This window comes from Gimesia maris (assembly GCF_008298035.1).
In the GTDB taxonomy this organism is placed as follows: domain Bacteria; phylum Planctomycetota; class Planctomycetia; order Planctomycetales; family Planctomycetaceae; genus Gimesia; species Gimesia maris.
Map to the genome: position 1 here is coordinate 6,724,483 of NZ_CP042910.1, position 18,948 is coordinate 6,743,430.

12 protein-coding genes are annotated in these 18,948 nt (G+C 48.9%); 6 read left to right on the plus strand and 6 right to left on the minus strand.

Translation table 11 applies throughout. The features are described 5' to 3' along the window. The first annotated feature begins 31 nt into the window (after window positions 1-31). The 4 genes from GmarT_RS25090 to GmarT_RS25105 all read left to right on the plus strand — a co-directional run bounded on the left by GmarT_RS25090 (window position 32) and on the right by GmarT_RS25105 (window position 7,946). Window positions 32-1,930, plus strand: a complete 1,899-nt coding sequence (locus tag GmarT_RS25090; protein WP_002648444.1) for a cadherin repeat domain-containing protein — start codon at window positions 32-34, stop codon at window positions 1,928-1,930. Between the two features lie 365 nt (window positions 1,931-2,295). Then, window positions 2,296-6,222, plus strand: a complete 3,927-nt coding sequence (locus GmarT_RS25095) for a secretin N-terminal domain-containing protein (RefSeq protein ID WP_149303395.1) — start codon at window positions 2,296-2,298, stop codon at window positions 6,220-6,222. Between the two features lie 3 nt (window positions 6,223-6,225). Then, window positions 6,226-7,122: a hypothetical protein gene (locus GmarT_RS25100; protein ID WP_002648442.1), complete on the plus strand. Its 897-nt coding sequence runs from the start codon at window positions 6,226-6,228 to the stop codon at window positions 7,120-7,122. A 98-nt stretch (window positions 7,123-7,220) separates the two neighbouring features. Continuing rightward, a complete protein-coding gene (locus GmarT_RS25105) occupies window positions 7,221-7,946 on the plus strand; it encodes a BON domain-containing protein (RefSeq protein WP_149303397.1) in 726 nt (241 codons plus the stop codon). Window positions 7,947-7,951: 5 nt separating this feature from the next. Here GmarT_RS25105 and trhP read toward each other — a convergent pair whose 3' ends face one another. The 4 genes from trhP to GmarT_RS25125 all read right to left on the minus strand — a co-directional run bounded on the left by trhP (window position 7,952) and on the right by GmarT_RS25125 (window position 15,174). Beyond that, window positions 7,952-9,319: a prephenate-dependent tRNA uridine(34) hydroxylase TrhP gene (gene trhP, locus GmarT_RS25110; RefSeq protein ID WP_002648440.1), complete on the minus strand. Its 1,368-nt coding sequence runs from the start codon at window positions 9,317-9,319 to the stop codon at window positions 7,952-7,954. A gap of 71 nt (window positions 9,320-9,390) precedes the next feature. Then, window positions 9,391-10,320, minus strand: a complete 930-nt coding sequence (locus tag GmarT_RS25115) for a sialate O-acetylesterase (protein ID WP_149303399.1) — start codon at window positions 10,318-10,320, stop codon at window positions 9,391-9,393. A gap of 108 nt (window positions 10,321-10,428) precedes the next feature. Next, the gene (locus GmarT_RS25120; protein ID WP_002648438.1) at window positions 10,429-11,877 is read right to left on the minus strand and encodes a DUF1501 domain-containing protein; all 1,449 of its coding nucleotides are present in this window, start codon (window positions 11,875-11,877) and stop codon (window positions 10,429-10,431) included. Between the two features lie 9 nt (window positions 11,878-11,886). Beyond that, window positions 11,887-15,174: a PSD1 and planctomycete cytochrome C domain-containing protein gene (locus GmarT_RS25125; RefSeq protein ID WP_002648437.1), complete on the minus strand. Its 3,288-nt coding sequence runs from the start codon at window positions 15,172-15,174 to the stop codon at window positions 11,887-11,889. A gap of 461 nt (window positions 15,175-15,635) precedes the next feature. Here GmarT_RS25125 and GmarT_RS25130 point away from each other — a divergent pair, with 461 nt between their 5' ends. Both GmarT_RS25130 and smpB read left to right on the plus strand, forming a co-directional pair. Next, window positions 15,636-16,373 (plus strand): hypothetical protein, encoded by a 738-nt coding sequence (locus GmarT_RS25130; protein WP_002648436.1) that lies wholly within the window; start codon window positions 15,636-15,638, stop codon window positions 16,371-16,373. 137 nt (window positions 16,374-16,510) lie between these two features. Further along, on the plus strand, window positions 16,511-17,005 hold the full coding sequence (gene smpB, locus GmarT_RS25135) for an SsrA-binding protein SmpB (protein ID WP_002648435.1): 495 nt from the start codon (window positions 16,511-16,513) through the stop codon (window positions 17,003-17,005). A gap of 54 nt (window positions 17,006-17,059) precedes the next feature. Here the strand turns inward: smpB and GmarT_RS25140 are convergent, their stop codons facing one another. Together GmarT_RS25140 and lptE are read right to left on the minus strand one after the other, a co-directional pair. After that, window positions 17,060-18,190, minus strand: coding sequence for a PASTA domain-containing protein (locus tag GmarT_RS25140; RefSeq protein WP_002648434.1), 1,131 nt, complete (start codon window positions 18,188-18,190; stop codon window positions 17,060-17,062). 230 nt (window positions 18,191-18,420) lie between these two features. Further along, complete coding sequence (gene lptE / locus GmarT_RS25145; RefSeq protein WP_002648433.1) at window positions 18,421-18,942, minus strand: LPS assembly lipoprotein LptE; 522 nt, start codon at window positions 18,940-18,942, stop codon at window positions 18,421-18,423. Between the last annotated feature and the right edge of the window lie 6 nt (window positions 18,943-18,948).

Consider the following 18,948-nt stretch of genomic DNA (forward strand, 5'->3'; position numbering starts at 1 on the left):
CATCCACTTTTTTGAGTTGAATGTCGAGACAATGAAAAAACGTGAAAAAATATTAGCCGCAGCTTTTGGTGCCGTCATTTTGATCTGGCTGGGAATGCCTCTGATCAACAGTACGTTCATTGAACCTGTGGAAACACGCCGGAATCAGTTAAAAGCTTTGAATCAGCAGATTGATCAACGGGAACAAAAAGAACTGGAACTGTTACGCTCTGCCAAACAACTGGGTGCCTGGGTGGATAACAGCTTGCCCCCTGACGAACACGATGCGCAACGACTCTATCTGGAATGGTTGAATGATCTGGCAGAACTCTCCGGTTTTTCCAACCTCAAACTCTCTCCCGGTCGACGTATGCGGGAAGGAAAAACCTATATCGCGATTCAGGCTTCATTGGAAGGATCTGCTACTTATGCTCAGTTATGTCAGTTTCTGTTACACTTCTACCAGACCGATCTGCAACAGAATATAATCAGCCTGGAACTGGACAGTACCGGCACCCGCCTGTCTGACCGACTCGAAATCAAACTGACTGCGGAGGGACTCGCTTTAGCCAAAGCCCGGCCGCGAGAACTGCTGTTCCCCCGCGGAAAACTGGCCTCAACATTGAAGTTTGACGCGACAAAAATGAAAGTTCACGACGTACTCGACTTTCCCAGTCAGACCCCATTTCGAATCCGCCTGGATCAGGAATTCCTGACCGTTGAAAAAGTTGAAGGTGATACCTGGACCGTCGTGCGCGGGGCAAACCTGACAGTTCCCGCACGCTATGAACCGGGCATACCGGTGGAGCTGGCGCCGTTAAATCAATTCACTGAAGGCAGCACACGCCTGCAGCAGCCTTTGACTCAGGATGCCGAACTGCTCAAAGTACTCAGCACAGCGCATTTTCCCATCGACCAGACATTTCTGATTCAAATTGATAACGAACTTCTGAATGTCATTCAGAGTGGTCCGACGGAATGGAGAGTCCAGCGGGGCATGCTGAACACGAAACCGGTAGCACACGCGAAAGGCGCTATTGTTACTCAGGCCCCCCAGTATCTGCAGGCATTATACGATTACCGCTTGATCGCTCAGTCCAGTCCGTTTGCCAAACCTGTTCCCGACAAAGTCTATAAACTGGATTTAAAAGAAATCGGAAAACAGACCGTCGTTCGGGGTAATTCGCTGAACCTTACGATTCCGCTGGAAGGTGTCAATCCGGCCCTGGCGAATCCTCAGATCACCGTCAAATCAGCTCTTCCCGGCCTGACCGCAGAGACTGACAAATTAAAATGGTCACCTGATAAAGAGCAAAAGCCAGGAAATTACCCGGTCACTATCACTGTTATTCAGGAAGGGCAGAAAGTCGAACGCACATTCCAGCTCGACTTTCTGGAACAGAATACACCTCCGAAGATTGAAACGGTAACTTCCGCCGTCGCATACCAGACACAACCACTCTCGCTGTTTATCAAAGCAACCGACGCCGATCTTCCGACACAGAAACTTCGTTTTGGTTTAGCTGCAGGTACTCCTGAGGGAGCACAGATTAATCCTGATACGGGAGAATTAACCTGGACCCCCTCTGCATCAACAGAATTAAAAGAGTATCCGATTACAGTAACCGTGTCCGACTCAGGAACACCCCCCGTCACTTCGTCTCAGCAGATTAATGTGAAAGTCTCACTGGATGATGCATTTTTTACATTTTTAACAGGCAGCATCGAAATCGATGGTAAAAAAATCGCCTGGATCCGAAACCGGGCAACCAACCAGAAACGGGAAATTCAAGAAGGAGACACAATCGATGTCGCAGACATTCATGGCGTGGTGAAATCAATTACAGACCAGCACCTGATCCTGGAGGTCGATGGAAAACCCTGGATGCTCTCATTGGGAGAAAATTTCAGATCTCTGCGAAACCTGACCTCGCTTCCTGTGTTAAATTAGCGTCTCTCGTTCTCTGTTCGAACAGGTGAATAGTCAATACTCCTCAAACGCCTGTTTCCCAAACCTTTCTCTCAACCAATCCCCCTAAAACATCCTATTCCCACTTTCCAGTCGACTCGTTTCTTGATGCGAGCGGATGCCACTACGCGCATCCCATTTAATAACTAACACTTACAACCACACCACTTTCTTAGAAAACCATTGATTTCTTTGGTTTTCCACCAACCTTTACTCAACCGCAATGTCAAACTTTACCGATAATAACGATTGTAGGGATTCTATCGGAGTCGATCTCATTTGAGATGCGTCCACACTTCCTGACTCTAATTCCTGAAATCAAATCCTGATAAGCACGGGGTGAAACGGTGTTGTCTTACAAACTCAAAGCCAGAAAATATTCCAGACATCTCCGGTGTCTGCTGGCGGTACTCGTCCTGAGTAGTCCGTCACTTTCTGCACACGCCGAAGGCAAATTTGGTTTCTGGAACCGTCTGCGTAAACCGGCCGAAACGCAAACCAGCGAAGCCGGCGCAGCAGTCGTTGGTTCAAAGCAGCAGGTCGAAGCTGTTCAAAAACAGGTTCGCAAAGCCAGCGATGTCGCTGAGATTTCTCTGAACCACGTTCAGGCTACCTGGGCGAAGGTATTAAAACAGGTGGCAGAACAGAGTGAGTTAACCCTGGTCATGGACGTCGTTCCCAAAGGATTCTTTTCAAGAATCGATAAGCGGCCTCATACCCTGAGTGAAACGTTTCAGATTTTAAACCGGGAGCTTGAACCCAAGGGTTTTCGACTGCTGCAAAAAGACAGTTTCCTGATTGTGCTTGATCTTCGGGAAGCGAAAGCGAAATATATTCGACCAACCGTGCAGTCCGCTGATCGGACACCGGAAGGGACTCGACCTGGTAAGAATGACATTCGCCAGATTGAACATCTGGAGCAGACAGAAAATCCACAGAACCCAGTCACTCAGGCAGATGTGCCAGCTCGCTTTGAAAAAAGTGCGCGCAAAATACAGCAGAAGGAAGCGACTCCTCAGGTTGCAACTTTTACAGTTCAACCGCGCACTCTAAACAGTACGGAAATCCTCCGACAGTTCTACCATGCTTTCGAAACTCGTGCTGAATTACAGGGTGAAGGTCCCAATGGATTACCCGGACTGGTCGTCTTCAACAGCCAGGAAGAGAGCCTGGTCGACGAACAGACACAGGAACCACTGAAAATCATCAATACACAAATCGATTTTCGCATCGGTATTGATAAACAGAATAATGAGCTGGTTTTTGAAGCTTCTCCTTCCAAAGCGCAGGCGTTGAAAGCCACTGCATTAAAACTGGATCAGGCTGCAAAAGGATTTTCACAGTCCATTCAGCTGGTAATCGGATCACCACAAATTGGTCAGGTAGCGCAGAAATTACATCAGCAGACCAATACCTCAACAGCTCCGCAACGATTGCCTGTTAAAACTTATTCAGACAATTTTGTCTCTCCCCGCGATCAGCAGATCAACCAGCTCAGACAGCGCGTGGATCAGATCGCATATCAGGAACAGCAACCGGGGGCAGCACAGAATCCACAACAACCCCAACCGGCTGACAAACCTGCCGAAGTCGAAAAACAGCGTTCTCTGCCTGAATTACTGCAGGATCTGAGTGGCAACGTCAATATCGAATCGGTCCCGGATCTGGGTGTCCTGATCCTGCGAGGTAAAGATGAAGATGTCAATGCGTTGATGAAAATCATCAAAGAGCTGGAAAAACTCAGCGAAGGCACTCGTCCCGATATTCATTTATTGAATTTACGACATGTGAATTCGACCGCACTTGCCGAACTGTTGAATGGAGTTTACGAAGATCTCGTTACACTGCGGGCCATTCAGGGACAGATCCAGAAAATCAAAATCATTCCTCTGGTCAAACCGAATGCATTACTGATTCTGGCACCGGATACAGATATGCCATCGATCCTCAAACTGGCAGAGGAACTGGATCAACCTGTTAATCCATTGACCGAGTTTGGTGTCTTCCAGCTTAAGAGTGCCAGCGCCAGTCAGGTGGCTACGACGATTCGGGAATTCTATAATGAGCGTGGCGGACTGGGAACACGTATTCTCGTTTCTCCCAACATTCGCACCAACTCAATTATCGTGCAGGCACAACCCCGTGATATGCAGGAAGTCGCTGCCCTGATTCAGAAAATCGATCTGGATCAGTCACAGGCAATCAGTCGCGTGAAAATATTCCCGTTAAAAAATGCCATCGCAGCCGACCTGGCGGAAACCCTGAATTCTACATTGCAAAGTGTTCTGAACCCTGCTGCCGCTCAGACAGCCGGCCTGGGAACCAACATCGGCGGTGCCGGGGGCGAAGCCGCACAGCAGTTACAGGAAGCCCGTTCTGTCGTACTCGAGTTTCTCTCGCAAGAGGGAACCCAAAGCCGGGTTCTACGATCTGGTTTACTCGCGGACATACGTGTGATCGCAGATCCTCGTGCGAATACACTGGTTGTCACTGCTCCCAAAGACAGTCTGGAACTGATTGGTGCATTGATCAATCAGTTTGATGCACGCGTATCATCCGTCGCAGAACTGAAAGTTTTCACTCTCAAGAATGCGGACGCCGAATCAATGGTCACTTTACTACAGTCGACTTTTTCAGCAGACAATCAGCAGACCGATCTCGGGATTCAGATTGCCGGCGTGAACGACGCTAACAGTAACCTGATCCCACTGAAATTTTCTGTCGATCGCCGCACAAATTCAGTGGTCGCACAGGGTGGTGCCGATGCTCTGCAGATCGTGGAAGCGATTCTACTGAAACTGGATGGTGCCGATAGCCGCAAACGCGAAACGACCGTAATTCAACTGAAAAACACACCGGTCGCTGATGTATCCGTTGCGATCAATGAATTTCTGGATACGCAGCGTGCACTCATCGCCCAGGACCCTGACCTGATCAGCAGCTTTGAACTCCTCGAACGAGAAGTCATCGTGGTTCCCGAAGCGATCAACAATAATCTGATCATCAGCGCCACTCCCCGGTATTTTGAACAGATTTCCAATCTTGTAAAACAGCTGGATAAGGAAGCACCTCAGGTGATTATCCAGGCATTGATTGTCGAAGTCGAACTGGATAACGATGATGAGTTTGGGGTCGAGCTCGGCCTTCAGGATTCATTGCTCTTTAATCGTAGTATTATTGATAACGTGCTGACAGTGCAGCAAACCATCACCGGTCAAAACAATGTCACGCAAACCAATCAGACGATTGTATCTCAAGAAGCGACACCGGGATTCCTGTTTAACAGTATTAATCCGCTGGGAACTAACAACACTAATAATGTCAGTAATACGGCAGGCCAGGCGCTAAGTAATTTTTCATTACAACGCGGAAATAGTGATCTGGGGTTTGGCGGTCTGGTTTTATCCGCCAGTTCGGAATCAGTCAGCATTCTGATCCGGGCCCTGGCCGCCAAGCGAAATGTGCACGTATTAAGTCGACCGCAGATTCGTACTGTGGATAATGTGACTGCCCAGATACAGGTCGGCCAGATTGTTCCCGTGGTGAATGGTGTTTCGGTGACCGCCGTCGGTTCTGCCAACCCGGTGATTCAACAGTCGGAAGCCGGGATTATCCTGACCGTAACTCCCCGCATCAGCCCGGATGGAAATATTGTGATGGAAACCCAGGCTGAGAAAAGTGACTTTAATGGTTCAAGCGTTCCTATCTTCACCGATGCCACAACGGGAAATGTCGTGGAATCTCCAATCAAAAATATTACCCAGGTGCAAACAACAGTCAGTGTTCCCAACGGACAGACAGTCGTACTGGGTGGGATGATTACCGAATCGGATACGACCATCGAACGCAAGGTCCCCTGGCTGGGGGATATACCGCTGATAGGAATCCCCTTCCGCTATGACTACAGTTCGACACGTCGCAAGGAACTACTCGTATTCCTGACGCCACGCATCATTCGTAACGATGCTGACTCGGAGTTTATCAAACAGGTGGAATCAGAACGCATTCATCTGCAGGTCGAAAAAGCAGAACAGATGCATGGCCCGATCTTCGCAGTACCACCAGGAGAACCGGAATTCATTCCTGAAGGAGAAGGCCTGCTGGAACCAATCCCCACCACAGTCATGCCTCAGGATAATTTGAATCCGGATGTCATCAACAATCAGCAGCCGGGTGGCGTGATTCAACAGATGAGCCATCAGGCAGAGCAACCGAAAAAACCAAAGAAGAAACCATTGATACAAAAGAAATTTCCCTATTGGGGGCGAGATTAAGTGATGAAACACCTGATTATGCCTGTTCAACCTTTCCTGTTTTTGATGCTATGTGCTGCGACCTCATTCACCGGGTGTACCAGTCTGGCACTCTCACACTGGGGTTTGAAAAAAGATCATCAATATGCGACGGCGAAAAAACCTGCGATTGAAATCGTGGCCCTCTGGGAGCCTGCGGAAGGTAAAGGCGTAGATGGTATGCCGACGCGTGGCTTTGCCGGCCAGTTGCTGTTCTTCCAGCATAACAACACCTCCCCCGTCTATGTGAAGGGAGAGGTGTATGTAAATCTATATGATGATCAGGGAAACGCGACCGAACAGAAAAATCCAATTCATCAGTACAAATTCGATTCGGGAGCCTGGCAGGTCCACGCAGTCGAATCCACCCTCGGTCCTGCGTATCAGGTCTTTATCCCCTATGTGCGCAAAGGCAGAGATCAGGCGGAATGTGCACTCCGTGTTCAACTGACCCAAAAGGATGCACCAGAAATTTTCTCGCGGATGATTTCTGTTAAGCTGGATGGAAAAACGCCTCAGGCTACTCAAGAGTCGGTTGCACAAACACCCACAAAACAACCAGAGAAAATCAAAGTGGAAGTTGACACACTCGCCCGTCGAGAGAGTGGCAAATCACTGGAACTTTCACCAGAGCATAAACTCAGAAAGCTGAAACGCGACCTGGAAGATAGCAGTCAGATTCAACAGGTCGGTGCCCAGACTGCTACACCGGTTGTAGACGAACGAGATGAGCGTATCCATCGCCTGGAACAACAGTTGGGTGAACTGCTCAACCAGCAGAATCGGTCCACACAGGCAAGTTACCAGACAATCAGCCCGCAGCCTTCCTCTGAGCAACCGATCCGCTACCAGCAATTCCGATTGAACAGCACAGAACAATAACTGGAAAACAAATTATTTTCTTTGCGGGCAGGTAGACGATGTTATAATAGAGGGAGATCGAGTTTCTCCTGTTTTTCGCCCTGATATCGGAAAAACCAATGAGACATTTCACCTTCCAATGTGCTTTATATACCGTGCTTTATGCATGCCTGCCATTTGTTCTGAATACGACTGGCGAAGCACAGGTTCAGACTCTGTCCTCCAGCAATTCCTCCCAGAATGGCGGCAGCACAGGAACAACAATCGGAAATCTGAATTCCGGGAATCAGGCTGGCGGTAGTGGCAATGCTCAGTCAGGCCTTTCAACGATGGGGAATTTTCAGAATCTTAATCCCCAAAGTGGATTTATAGGGCGATCTGATGATACACAGAATAATTTTATCGGCCGTACAAACCCCCAGGGAACAACGGGTGCAAATACCGGACAGAACCGTAATTTCAACAGAGCCACAACTGGTGGATTGGGAAACAGGCAGAATCTGAATAACACAGGACAGACTGGTCCCAGGGTTCCCGAATTCCGACCTCAGTTACGCGTCGCGTTCTCCGCAGCACCCCTTCCCCTGAATAACGTCCAGACATCGATGGGAGAATCCTTCACACGCATTAAGGAACGCCACGAACGCTTACGAAATGTTGAGTTCCATTTGAATCCCGATCACAGTGTTACGCTGCGAGGCGAAGTCGAATCAGCGGGAGCCAGGAAGCTGGTTGAGTTTATGGCCATGCTGGAACCGGGAGTCAGAACGGTCAAGAATGAACTGACTGTCGCTGCTCAACCGGAAATCCCGTCACCTGCAACTCAGATTAACCAGCCCAAATAGTCGCTTCAACCCAGTGAAGGTTCCGCCGGTGTTTTGACGGACTTCATCAGCAGTGCAAACTGGTGATCATGGTCTGTCAGTTGCCCCGCACGGTCACCCAGATGATTTTCGGCATAGGGAATTTTCACAACATGCCCGCTGCCGGGAGCGACTTCAATGGAATCTGATTTCTGATTCAGCAACGCATTGAGATTGAAGACGGTATTGCCCGTCGGTGTCATCAGTTCCAGTTCATCATTCAGACCAAACTTGTTTTTGACATCCACGATGATGCCATCTTCATCGCGGTCAATAATATCTCCGACAAACTGCTGTTTATTCGCCATAGAACGACCATGCTCGTAATTCTGCATGCTTTCTGAAGCATGTCGCTGGAAGAAGCCTTCGGTGTAACCACGATTGGAAAGGCTGTCGAGCATTTCCAGCAGATTTTCATTAAACTCCACACCCGCAGCGGCATCATCAATGGATTTACGATAAACCTGCGCCGTCCGGGCTGCATAAAAGAAGGACTTGGTCCGCCCTTCAATCTTCAGCGAACTGATTCCCATGTCAGTGAATGTTTTCACATGCTGGACGGCACGGAGGTCTTTGGAATTCATAATGTAAGTGCCATGCTCATCTTCGTAAGCAGGCATGTATTCGCCCGGACGCTGCGGTTCTTCCAGCAGGAATACCTGGTCAATTATCGGCAGCTGCGGCTTTTGTGGCGGAGGAGGATTTTTCAACACGATATCCCCTTCCAGTGTCTGCACTGCATCACTGACTTTATAATCCCAGCGGCAGGCGTTGGTACAGTTCCCCTGATTCGAATCGCGATGATTCATGTATCCCGAAAGCAGACATCGCCCGGAATACGCAATACAGAGTGCACCATGCACGAAGACTTCCAGTTCCATATCTGGACACTCTTCCTGGATCTCTGCGACTTCTTTAATCGACAGTTCGCGCGAAAGAATAATGCGGGACAGACCAAACTTCTGCCAGAATTTGACGGTTGCATAATTGACGGCATTCGCCTGGACCGAAAGATGAATCGGAACTTCCGGCCAGCGTTCCCGCACCATCATTATCAGACCTGGATCTGACATGATCAGTGCATCTGGTTTCATATCAATTACCGGCTCCATGTTCTTCAGGTAACTTCGTACCTTCAGATTATGAGGGGCAATATTGCTGGCGATATAGAATTTCTTGCCGAGCCGATGTGCTTCTTCGACCGCTTCGGCCATCACTTCGAGTTTGTTGAATTCGTTTTCCCGGACACGCAGACTGTAGCGGGGCTGACCTGCATAAACAGCGTCTGCTCCAAAAGCATACGCGTACTGCATAGATTTTCGGGTACCCGCGGGTGAAAGAAGTTCCGGTTTCATTCTGATACCTGTATTACTTTTCATATTCAAAAACGTAGAGTTTAAAGCACATCGCTCAAGGCAGGATAGTATTAGTTCCGGGGAACTTTCCATAGGGCCTGGGCAAAATTCCTGCCTAAATCCAGATAACCTTCTGAATTATAGTGCCAACGATCAGAATAACCATACTCATCCGTACTGGTCACCAGCGCTGCACGCTTGTCTTTCTCCACAAATGCCGCCTGGGCAGCTCGTACAATCTCACCATGTTTCCAGACCTTTCCCTCCGGATTATCGCCCGAATCTGAGATCCGGCCAATTACCACAGGCAGGTCATCGGCGTAGAGCGTCGCGCGAATTAAGTCCATAAGACGCTTGAGGTTGGCTTCATAATCCTTTGCGATTTCCTCTGTATAAGCAGCGTCACTTTCCCCCTGCATCCAGACAATTCCTGCAGGGATCAGAGTATCTGCTTCGCCATCCTGATCGATATCGGTCGTCTGTAATGCCCGTTTCATGCCTGCCAGAAAATGATCGTATTGGTTGATCCCCTGCCCTTTTCCGGTCCCTTTTTCAAAATCAGGGTCCCAGCACCCGAAATTGCCAGCAGCTTCGACGGCGATGGATGTCCCTCCTCTTGAGATTTTAATCAACGCAATGTTCGCTTCCGGAGCCAGTTGCTGCAATGTTTTCGCAAACGAAAGCTCCACGCCAAAACGGTTTGAATACGTGTTCTCTTTGCCATCCGATTTGAAACCGACACCGTGCCCGGGCTTCAATTCGGACCAGAGCCCTCGCCCGTCAACGGGAACCGCATCCGGCGCTGAATTCGCATGAAAGATCATTACGCCGGGAACTGACTGCTTGAGATCATCGGGCAAGTCCTTGGCATAGCCGTACCCATCCATATTGGACTGGCCCCCCAGGAAGTAAACCTGATAGGTTTTGGCAAATGCAGAATCGGATCCTGCAAGCAGAGAAAATAAAGCCAGCAGTAAAACCTGACACAGAGAACGAATCATCGGTAACCCTTTCACTATAGCCATCAGAGAAGACATCAGCGGCGATGTAATATCGCAGGTCTGCATTATACCGACGCAGCGGGTTCCAGAAAATCGTAGCGGGGCGGATCAGGCAATGATCTCGTCAATCGGATGGCCAAAATCCATTTCAAGACGTTTATGGCCAGGTACTTCCAGACGCTGTGCTTTTAATCCCAGCTGCTTCAACAGCGTGGCGTGCACATCGGTGACATAATGTGGATTCTCTTCCGCATGGAAACCGAGTTCATCAGTGGTACCATGAGCGATGCCCCCCTTGATACCACCACCGGCCATCCAGATGGAAAATCCGTACGGGTGATGATCGCGGCCATTACTCCCCTGCGAACCGGGTGTCCGCCCGAACTCCGTTGCGAACACAACGATCGTATCTTTCAGCAACCCGCGACGTTTCAAATCTTTCAGCAGTCCTGCGGCTGGCTGGTCGACCTGTTTGGCCAGTTTGGAGTGACCTGACTTCAGATTCGAATGGGAATCCCAGGCACCCGCGGCACCATCGCCGTGCATGATCTGGATGAAGCGTACGCCCTTCTCCACAAAACGTCGAGCCGCCAGCAACTGCATGCCAAACGCCTTGGTTTCCGGCTGGTTCAGCCCATACAGTTCCTGAGTCTCTTTGGTTTCCTGATCGAAGCGAATCACTTCCGGCACCGCCGTCTGCATGCGGAACGCCAGCTCGTAAGATTTGATCCGGGCCTGCAGTGTACTGTCATTGGGAAACTTTTCAGCACTCTGCTGATTGAGTTGATTGATTAAAGAAAATTCAATTTTCTGCTCGGCACTTGAGAGATCCAGTTCTGGTTTGGCATAAGGCAGCGGATTTTTGGGATCGACTTTGAGGGGGACAGAATCATAAGCGGGGCCCAGATAATGACCGTCTCGTACATCAAAAAAGCGAGGCCCCATATTAATGAACTGAGGCAGATTCTGATTGAGTGAACCAAGTCCATAGTTCACCCAGGCACCGATTGTCGGCACACGACCATCCAGCATATGCCGGCCGGAGTGAAATTGGACCTGTGCGCCGTGATTGTCATCGGTCGTCCACATGGAACGCACGATTGAAAGATCATCCACGCATCCCCCCAGGTGGGGGAACCAGTCACTCACTTCAATTCCGCTCTCACCGTATTTTTTGTAACCGACCTGTAGCGGATAAACTTTATTCCGTTGTTGTCCGTTGGCATCATTGACCACAACCACGCGTACACGCTTCAGTTTTTCTGATTGCTGGACCGATTTCCAGGGCGTTTCGCTGATCGACTTCCCCGCGTACTTGTTAAGCATGGGCTTGGGGTCGAAGCTCTCCATGTGGCTCACCCCACCCCGCATAAACAACCAGATCACACTTTTGGCTTTAGGTGTGAAATGGGGTTGCCCGTTTGGAGTCTGATGCACACCGGCAGCGCGGGCATCATCCTGCAACAGAGAAGCCAGTGAAATCCCTGCCAGTCCGGAACTGAGGTTCGTGAGAAAATTGCGACGGGGTAATGAAGTCTGTTGATTATGATTCGTCATGACTCACCTTCAGCGGATCGTAATGAAATCGTTATGGTTGAGTAAGGCGTGTACCAGATTTTCGCGTGATCGCCAGATCGGATTCTGATGCTTTGCTGCTGTTAAAGTGGTTTGCATTTCAGATAAAGCCTGAGAACAGATCTCAAATTCACGAGGCGTTGGTTCCGCACATAGAATCCGTTCATAAGCCAGTCTGATAAATTCCTGATCACTCAGTGCAGACTGCTGCACACGTATTTTTTCTACTATTTTTCGTGCCATCTGCAACGAAACTTTGCTGTTCGCGAGTGTGAGGGCCTGCTGGGGAACGACACTTTCGTTGCGACGATAACAGGCAAAGATATCAGCAGCATCAAACATGCCGATGAACTTGTCCTGCGAATCACGGGAGTAGGTGAAATACAGGCTGCGACGTCTACTGTCCTTATTTTTGTCAGGATCAATCGTCGGGCCACCCATCTTCAGATCCAGTTCTCCCGCCAGATGCAGCAGACTGTCACGAATGACTTCTGATTCCATCCGTACGGTATTGCGTTTCCAGTAGTAGCGGTTTGTTTCATCTTTTGCCAGATTCTGAGGCTCTGCAGACCGGGTTGAACTACTGAGCTGGTAAGCCTGTGAATTCACCATCAGCGAATGAAGATGCTTCATACTCCAGTTGTGTTCCATAAAATCGACCGCCAACCAGTCAAGCAGGTCCTGATGTACGGGCCGTTTCGCTCGTAATCCGAAATCCGTCACATCTTCTACAAGAGGTTCACCAAAATGGCGCAACCAGATATGGTTCACGGCGACACGCGCCGTCAGTGGATTTTTTCGATGTGTGACCCAGTGGGCCAGCGCCGAGCGACGACCAGTACTGGTTTTGGGATAGGGTTGCAGACGAGTGTCATCTTTTTCAGCAGGACCTTCCAGTGCCTTGAGTGAAGCGCGAATCCGCGTGTATTTTTCACCGGGTTTACTGACAGACTCTTTTGCTGTCTCAACTGCTTTTTCAGCGACTGCGATTTCTTTTGCGAGTTTCTGTTTCGCCTCTCCGCTGGCTAATTCTGACTTTTCTCTGATTTTGGCCAGCTTTTCCTCTGCCAGGGCGAGTTCATATTTTCGAGCTGCCAGTGCAGCGGCCTGTGTTAAGGCAGTCAGCTCATTTTTGGAAACTTCATCCAAGCGGGCTTTTTCTGCAGCGTAAGCTGTGCGTATTGTTTCCGGATACAAAGTCGCTGCATTTAAACTTGCCTGGGCTCTTGTTGTTCTTGCCTGCGCCAGTTCCAGTGACAACTTCACAGGTTGCTTCCCTTCAATCAACGTCTCATCGGAAGCCAGGGTCTGAACACTGATCTGTTCGAATTCCGCTGATGCGTCAAATGCCAGCAGTTCCAGTTTACCATTTTCACGTGGGAGAGGAAGACGATAAGAAAGGGTATGCGTGCCATTGATGGCGATATTCACCAGTTGGTCGCGCACTTTCAACTCCAGTTCGTATGGTTGATTCAGTTTGACTTCGCAGGCATGCTGTGCTCCTGCGGGATAGACTGATTTGCCATTCTCTTTGTAAGAGATCTGCAACTTTGAGCCCGGCTGAACCGCACTCAGATAGATCATCTTTTCCCGGTCTGCTGTAACATCAAATGCCAGACCGACAGAACGCCATTTGTCACCACCCGTCGTTTTGAATTTGAAACGGGCTTTGAAATCATGCGGATGCTTATGTTTCGATCTCAGATAAGCACGACCATAGCCTGTTTTTGTCTGGATCAGCTTACCATCCAGATACGACCATTCACCTGGTCCCAGTGTCCAGATCTCAGGCTTCTCGTTCTGAAAATCATCTTCCAGAAATGTCACTGCCTGGTCGGAACCATTTGCGGCAACTTTGTTCTGTGCAGCCTGCTCCAACTGAGCCAGTAGCGTTTTTGCCTGTTTAGCGTTTTTCCTGGCTGCCGCTATTTTTTCGTTCGCTGCCTTCAGCTGATCCTGCAGGACAAACTCCTGCAAGGCTGGATAATGTGCTTTTGCAGGGAGAGTGACCGGTGTGACCTTAAATTCATCAAATGTAAAGATTTCCGGAGGCGCTGGCTGCATCTCCTGGCTCTTATCCGGATTTTTCTCATCGCCACGGATGTGCAAATAAGTTTTGGTATCTGCGTGGGCATCAAAAATCCGCGGTAACCCATCCTGTTCCAGATCAGTTTCTCCCGGCAGCGGGTCCAGCCGCACCTGATACGGCTCGAAAATGGCCCTCATCGAATAATAGTCGACATGGCTCAGTGGATCGTATTTGTGATCGTGGCACTTTGCACAATTCATCGTCAGTCCGAGAAACGCTTTGGATGTATGTTCCAGAGTGCTGTCCAGCCAGGTTGTGCGGTTAAACAAATAATAATGACGCGCCAGAAAACCGGTCGCACGCAGTGCATCGTGGTCAGTGGGTTTCAGCTCATCTGCGGCGAGCATATCCTGAACCATTTCCGCATAACTGCTGTCACGATTCAATGAATCAATAATCCAGTCGCGCCAGTGCCAGATATGTTTCTGACTGTAACGCAGTTGCTTACCCAGTCCGTACCAGTCGGTGTATCGCCAGATATCCATCCAGTGGCGTCCCCAGCGTTCTCCGTATTGCGGGCTCGCCAGTAATTTCTGTACAACCTTCCCGTAAGCATCCTCAGAGGAGTCGTTCACAAACTGTTCGATCTCCTCCTGAGTCGGGGGCAGTCCGATCAGATCCAGGTAAAGCCGGCGGATCAAAACACGCCGCGATGCCGGTGGAACCGTCACCAGTCCCTGCTGTTTACGTTTGAGTTCCAGAAAGGCATCGATCGGATTATTTAAGCCGACATCGGGAACTTTCGCTTTCACGGGTGCCTGAAAGGCCCAGTGATCTTTCGGGCTGCCTGGAATTTCCTCTTTGGGAGTGACGGCACCCTGTTCGATCCAGGTTCTGATGAGAGCAATATCGTGCTCAGACAACCGCGATCCATCCTCAGGAGGTGGCATCTGCTCATCTCCTTTTGCCAGAATCCGCTCGAGCAGTATGCTCTCGTCCGGCTTACCTGGATGAATGACGGCACCCGAGTAACTCCCCTTCAGCATCAGATCCCGGGTCTCAAGACGTAACTCAGCTTCCTCTTTCAGAGCGCTGTGACAGGCAAAGCACTTCTCTGCAAAGATCGGCTTGATCTCTTTCAGATAATCTACTTTTTCAGCAGACAGAACTGTTCTGGCAGATCCTGTCAGCAGGAACAGCAGTATAATAAAAGAAACAGAATGAATTCGTTGATGATCTCGTATGCTCATACATTAATATGTACCAAGGAACCCAAACCGTGATAAGAGCTTACTTTTGATTTTTATATATTATATATATTTTTCTTTGTATATTTTATACAAAGTAGAGCTGGCTTCACGCATAATCGGGATAAAGCGAATATCAGAACGAGTCTGGCTGAAGCAATGTGTGTCCCCTCTGACCAGCGGATCAGGTAGTGACACTTATTGCTTCTGATTTGACCAGCCTTGAAGTCCGAACATTTCGCGTCTACTATTGCTCCACGGAATACAGGAAGTACAAATGCGGTAAACTGAATTCAGATCGGTATTTCTGCCGCTGGAAGTAGCTCCCTCAATTCCAGGTAAACCAGAATTTGAGCGATAGTTTCCTGATCCGATCCGGGAATCGAAACGTTTACTGCTACAAGACATAATATCCGTTCACATCCGCGTCATTCAACCAGCGAGTACAGATAAGGGATTTGAAAATGACTGATGATGCTAATTTGAGTAAAGAATCAGGGACACACAACGAGTTTTCTCAGGATAGTATCTACTTGATTTCGTATCCCAAAATCGTGTTTCTGTATCCGACACTGCTGGTTTCAATTGCTGCCGCGATTTATATGACTTTCGCAGGAGAGTCCGCCCATATTGGTGGCCCCAGTGAGCATATGGCGGAAGTGATGGCGTTGATCTTTCTCGGGGTCTTCGGTTTGAACCTGACTGTTCTGGCCTTTGATTTTCCGCGTACAACATCACTGACGCTGTTCTTTCTGGGTGCAGCTTTATTTATGGGGGTCTGGATGATCCTGCGATTTAATCCGGATATCATCCCTCCCCTGACCAACATGTTGAAAGGTTTGCGCCCCTGGGCGAATTCCCAAATGTACTGGCTGTTTTCCAGCATTCTGGGACTGATTTTTGTCTGTGTCGGCATTTATGTTCGCTTTGATTACTGGGAGGTTAAAGGTAACGAACTCCTGCACCACCACGGATTCTTGAGCGATCTGGAACGATTTTCCGCACCAAACCTGAAGATCGATAAGGAAATCAGCGATATCTTTGAGTATATCCTGCTGCGTTCCGGACGACTGGTACTGCATCCACGCAACGAGCCCCGGGCCATCGTACTGGATAATGTGCCTTTCATTTCCAAGAAAGAAAAACAGATCACCCGCATGCTGGGTGCCCTGCAGGTTCAGGTGCGGACGGACAATAATTGATCCTCATCACGCTGAACCTCTTTTGAGGAACGCGTGTCGATCAGGAATGGGTTCACCCCGATTCAAATTAAAAATTAACATCAAGTAGTATTCTGCCGCTTAACAAGGCTGGTCTGCGGCAGTCGGAGATTCTGGCAATGGGTAAAAAAGGGAAAAAGAAAGCTTCGAAAGAAGACCCGAATTCACGTACCATCTGCCAGAACCGCAAAGCCCGGCACAACTATGAAATTCTGGATACGCTGGATTGCGGGATCGTGCTGGCAGGAAGTGAAGTCAAAAGCATTCGTGCGAACAAGGTTTCGATCGAAGAAGGCTTCGCGCGGATGCAGAATGATGAAGTCTGGCTGTTCAATGTAGATATCGCCCTGTACCCACAGGCCAACACCATGAACCACCAGACCCGCAGGCCACGGAAACTGCTGATGAAGAAAGCAGAGATTCGCAAATTTGCGGAGCGGTCTGAAAACTCCAGCCTGACACTGATCCCACTCAGCATGTACTTCACTCGTGGACTGGTGAAGGTCAAACTGGGTATCGCCAAAGGCCGCAAGCTGCACGACAAACGCGAAAAGCTCAAGAAAGACTCCGCCCGCATGGATATCCAGCGGGCAATGCGGGCCCGAAATAATTAAAGCCCTCTGAAATTTTCAAAGGGCCTTAACGATTGCGCTTCAAATGTCTTACGCTTAATTCTGTTGTTTACTGGGATCTGTATAAAGTTGTAAATGGATTACAGCTCCCGGCTTTACTGCTTCTCCTGGAACAGGTCTTTGATCATACACGTGATAGATACGTTGATCCGGCTTCTGAGCAGGCTTTCCAGGATATACTTTTGACTCAAACCCCATATCTTTAATTAGTTTCTGTGCTGTTTTGTAGTCTCTCCCCAGCATATTGGGAACTTTAAAGGTCGCTTGCTGGACAGGTGCGGCCTGTTGAACTGGTCGCTGTACGTTTTCTTCTCCTGCAACTGCAACCACTTTTCCTTCCAGCCGATAATCAGCCAGATCAGGAACGAAAGGATCATCAGTAAAAAGCTTTCTAATGATTCCCCGGCTCTTATTGGCAACCACATCTTTAAATGTGTAGACGGTTGACTGTTTTCCGCCAGGGTGAATCAGTAAGACAGCTGAGGGCAGATATGTTTTTGGATTCAGTATGATCTTTGCTTCACTGTAGTTTGCTGCATCGGCTCGGCGTTTTGGTTTTGCAGCAATGAGAATCTGCTGTGGGTTATTGATTTCTAATTTTAAAAAGTAGCGTTCTTTTGCCGTTTTTGCAGGCATCCCAAACAGGAACGGCAGAGGGCCTTCCATGATATTCACGCCGCGTCGCTCAAGGGGAATGGGAAATACTTCGTAGGACTTTTCATCTTCGTTGATGGAAAAGATTCGTTTCCCGTCACAGATCCAGCATTCATTCGCGCCTGGTCTCAGCTGATAAGGCTGGCCTGTTTTAGGATCAATTTTTTTACCCTTGGCCCCCTTCTTTATATCCATCCCAGTAATATCGATACGACCTTTATCAGGTTTTTCGTAATAAAAGATCCCCTCGGACTGCTTCTCCACCTTGAACACATCTTCGTACTCAATGCGGATATGCTTACCTTCCAGCTTTTCGATTTTGGATGACTCTAACTCCCATTTTTTCAGAATCTCTTCCAGGGCGGCTGGTAATTGCTGCTCTACCTGGGGTGCTTGATTGGCAGCGGGTTGTTGTCCCTGTGCTTGAGAAAGCTGATTGCACAACAGCAGACCCGCAGCCGTACAACTGGTGAAAACGAGTGCGCTTTGAAGTAAGACAAGTTTCAGTTTCATTGTTTATCCAAATCCTTCCCTGAATTGCAGGTCTGGCAGTTCTCTGTGCCAGTGAGACTGGCGGTGGCCCGATATGATAATGCAATCCGTGCTATTGAAGAAGACAGGTTCATCGAGTGAGGTGGGGAGTGAATTTCAGCTATTTTGACAGGAGACAGGGGTTTCGGTCACAAGTGGCCCGATTTTATCAGGTTTTGAAAATCCTGACTATCCAAATTTTGTAATCGTGTTTACCAGGGTGATTCCATTAATTGCACAATCTGATTCGCCAGACTGTCGGTTGCGGTTTGGGTAGCTGTCGCCAGAGACTGCCCGACTTCGGGTGCAAATGAAGCCTGTGAAACAAGCTGCACTACATCCGCAGAGATGGGCACTTCCTGCTGAGAGAGAATCCTCCCCGTCCGCATATCTTCCCAGGTCACCTCAACCACAAACTTCAGGTCCAGGTTTCGCGGGTCGTTATTTTGAGTCGTTCCTAAAACGCTTTTATCGATTTGTTTTATCGTTCCAGTTAAACGTGTATCTGCTGCATCCCCTTTTGCGAGGCGAAAGGGAGTACGAGACTGAATTTTTCGCTGGACCGCTTCGGTCAGCTGATATTCATAACCACGTCGAAACGTATTGTTTTCAAAGATGGGTACATAAACGGTCTGCACGTCTGTCTGATAGGAATTGCCTACGGTGTACCCGCAGCCTGTCATATCAAAAGACAGTAGAACCAGTAACAACATTTTAACCACAAAACGTTCCATAAATTT

Bases quoted from the DNA above. Each gene is read 5' to 3' on its own strand.
- GmarT_RS25090 (WP_002648444.1), top strand. From the start codon at position 32: ATGAAAAAACGTGAAAAAATATTAGCCGCAGCTTTTGGTGCCGTCATT.
- GmarT_RS25100 (WP_002648442.1), top strand. From the start codon at position 6,226: ATGAAACACCTGATTATGCCTGTTCAACCTTTCCTGTTTTTGATGCTA.
- GmarT_RS25105 (WP_149303397.1), top strand. From the start codon at position 7,221: ATGAGACATTTCACCTTCCAATGTGCTTTATATACCGTGCTTTATGCA.
- trhP (WP_002648440.1), bottom strand. From the start codon at position 9,319: ATGAAACCGGAACTTCTTTCACCCGCGGGTACCCGAAAATCTATGCAG.
- GmarT_RS25115 (WP_149303399.1), bottom strand. From the start codon at position 10,320: ATGATTCGTTCTCTGTGTCAGGTTTTACTGCTGGCTTTATTTTCTCTG.
- GmarT_RS25120 (WP_002648438.1), bottom strand. From the start codon at position 11,877: ATGACGAATCATAATCAACAGACTTCATTACCCCGTCGCAATTTTCTC.
- GmarT_RS25125 (WP_002648437.1), bottom strand. From the start codon at position 15,174: ATGAGCATACGAGATCATCAACGAATTCATTCTGTTTCTTTTATTATA.
- GmarT_RS25130 (WP_002648436.1), top strand. From the start codon at position 15,636: ATGACTGATGATGCTAATTTGAGTAAAGAATCAGGGACACACAACGAG.
- smpB (WP_002648435.1), top strand. From the start codon at position 16,511: ATGGGTAAAAAAGGGAAAAAGAAAGCTTCGAAAGAAGACCCGAATTCA.
- GmarT_RS25140 (WP_002648434.1), bottom strand. From the start codon at position 18,190: ATGAAACTGAAACTTGTCTTACTTCAAAGCGCACTCGTTTTCACCAGT.
- lptE (WP_002648433.1), bottom strand. From the start codon at position 18,942: ATGGAACGTTTTGTGGTTAAAATGTTGTTACTGGTTCTACTGTCTTTT.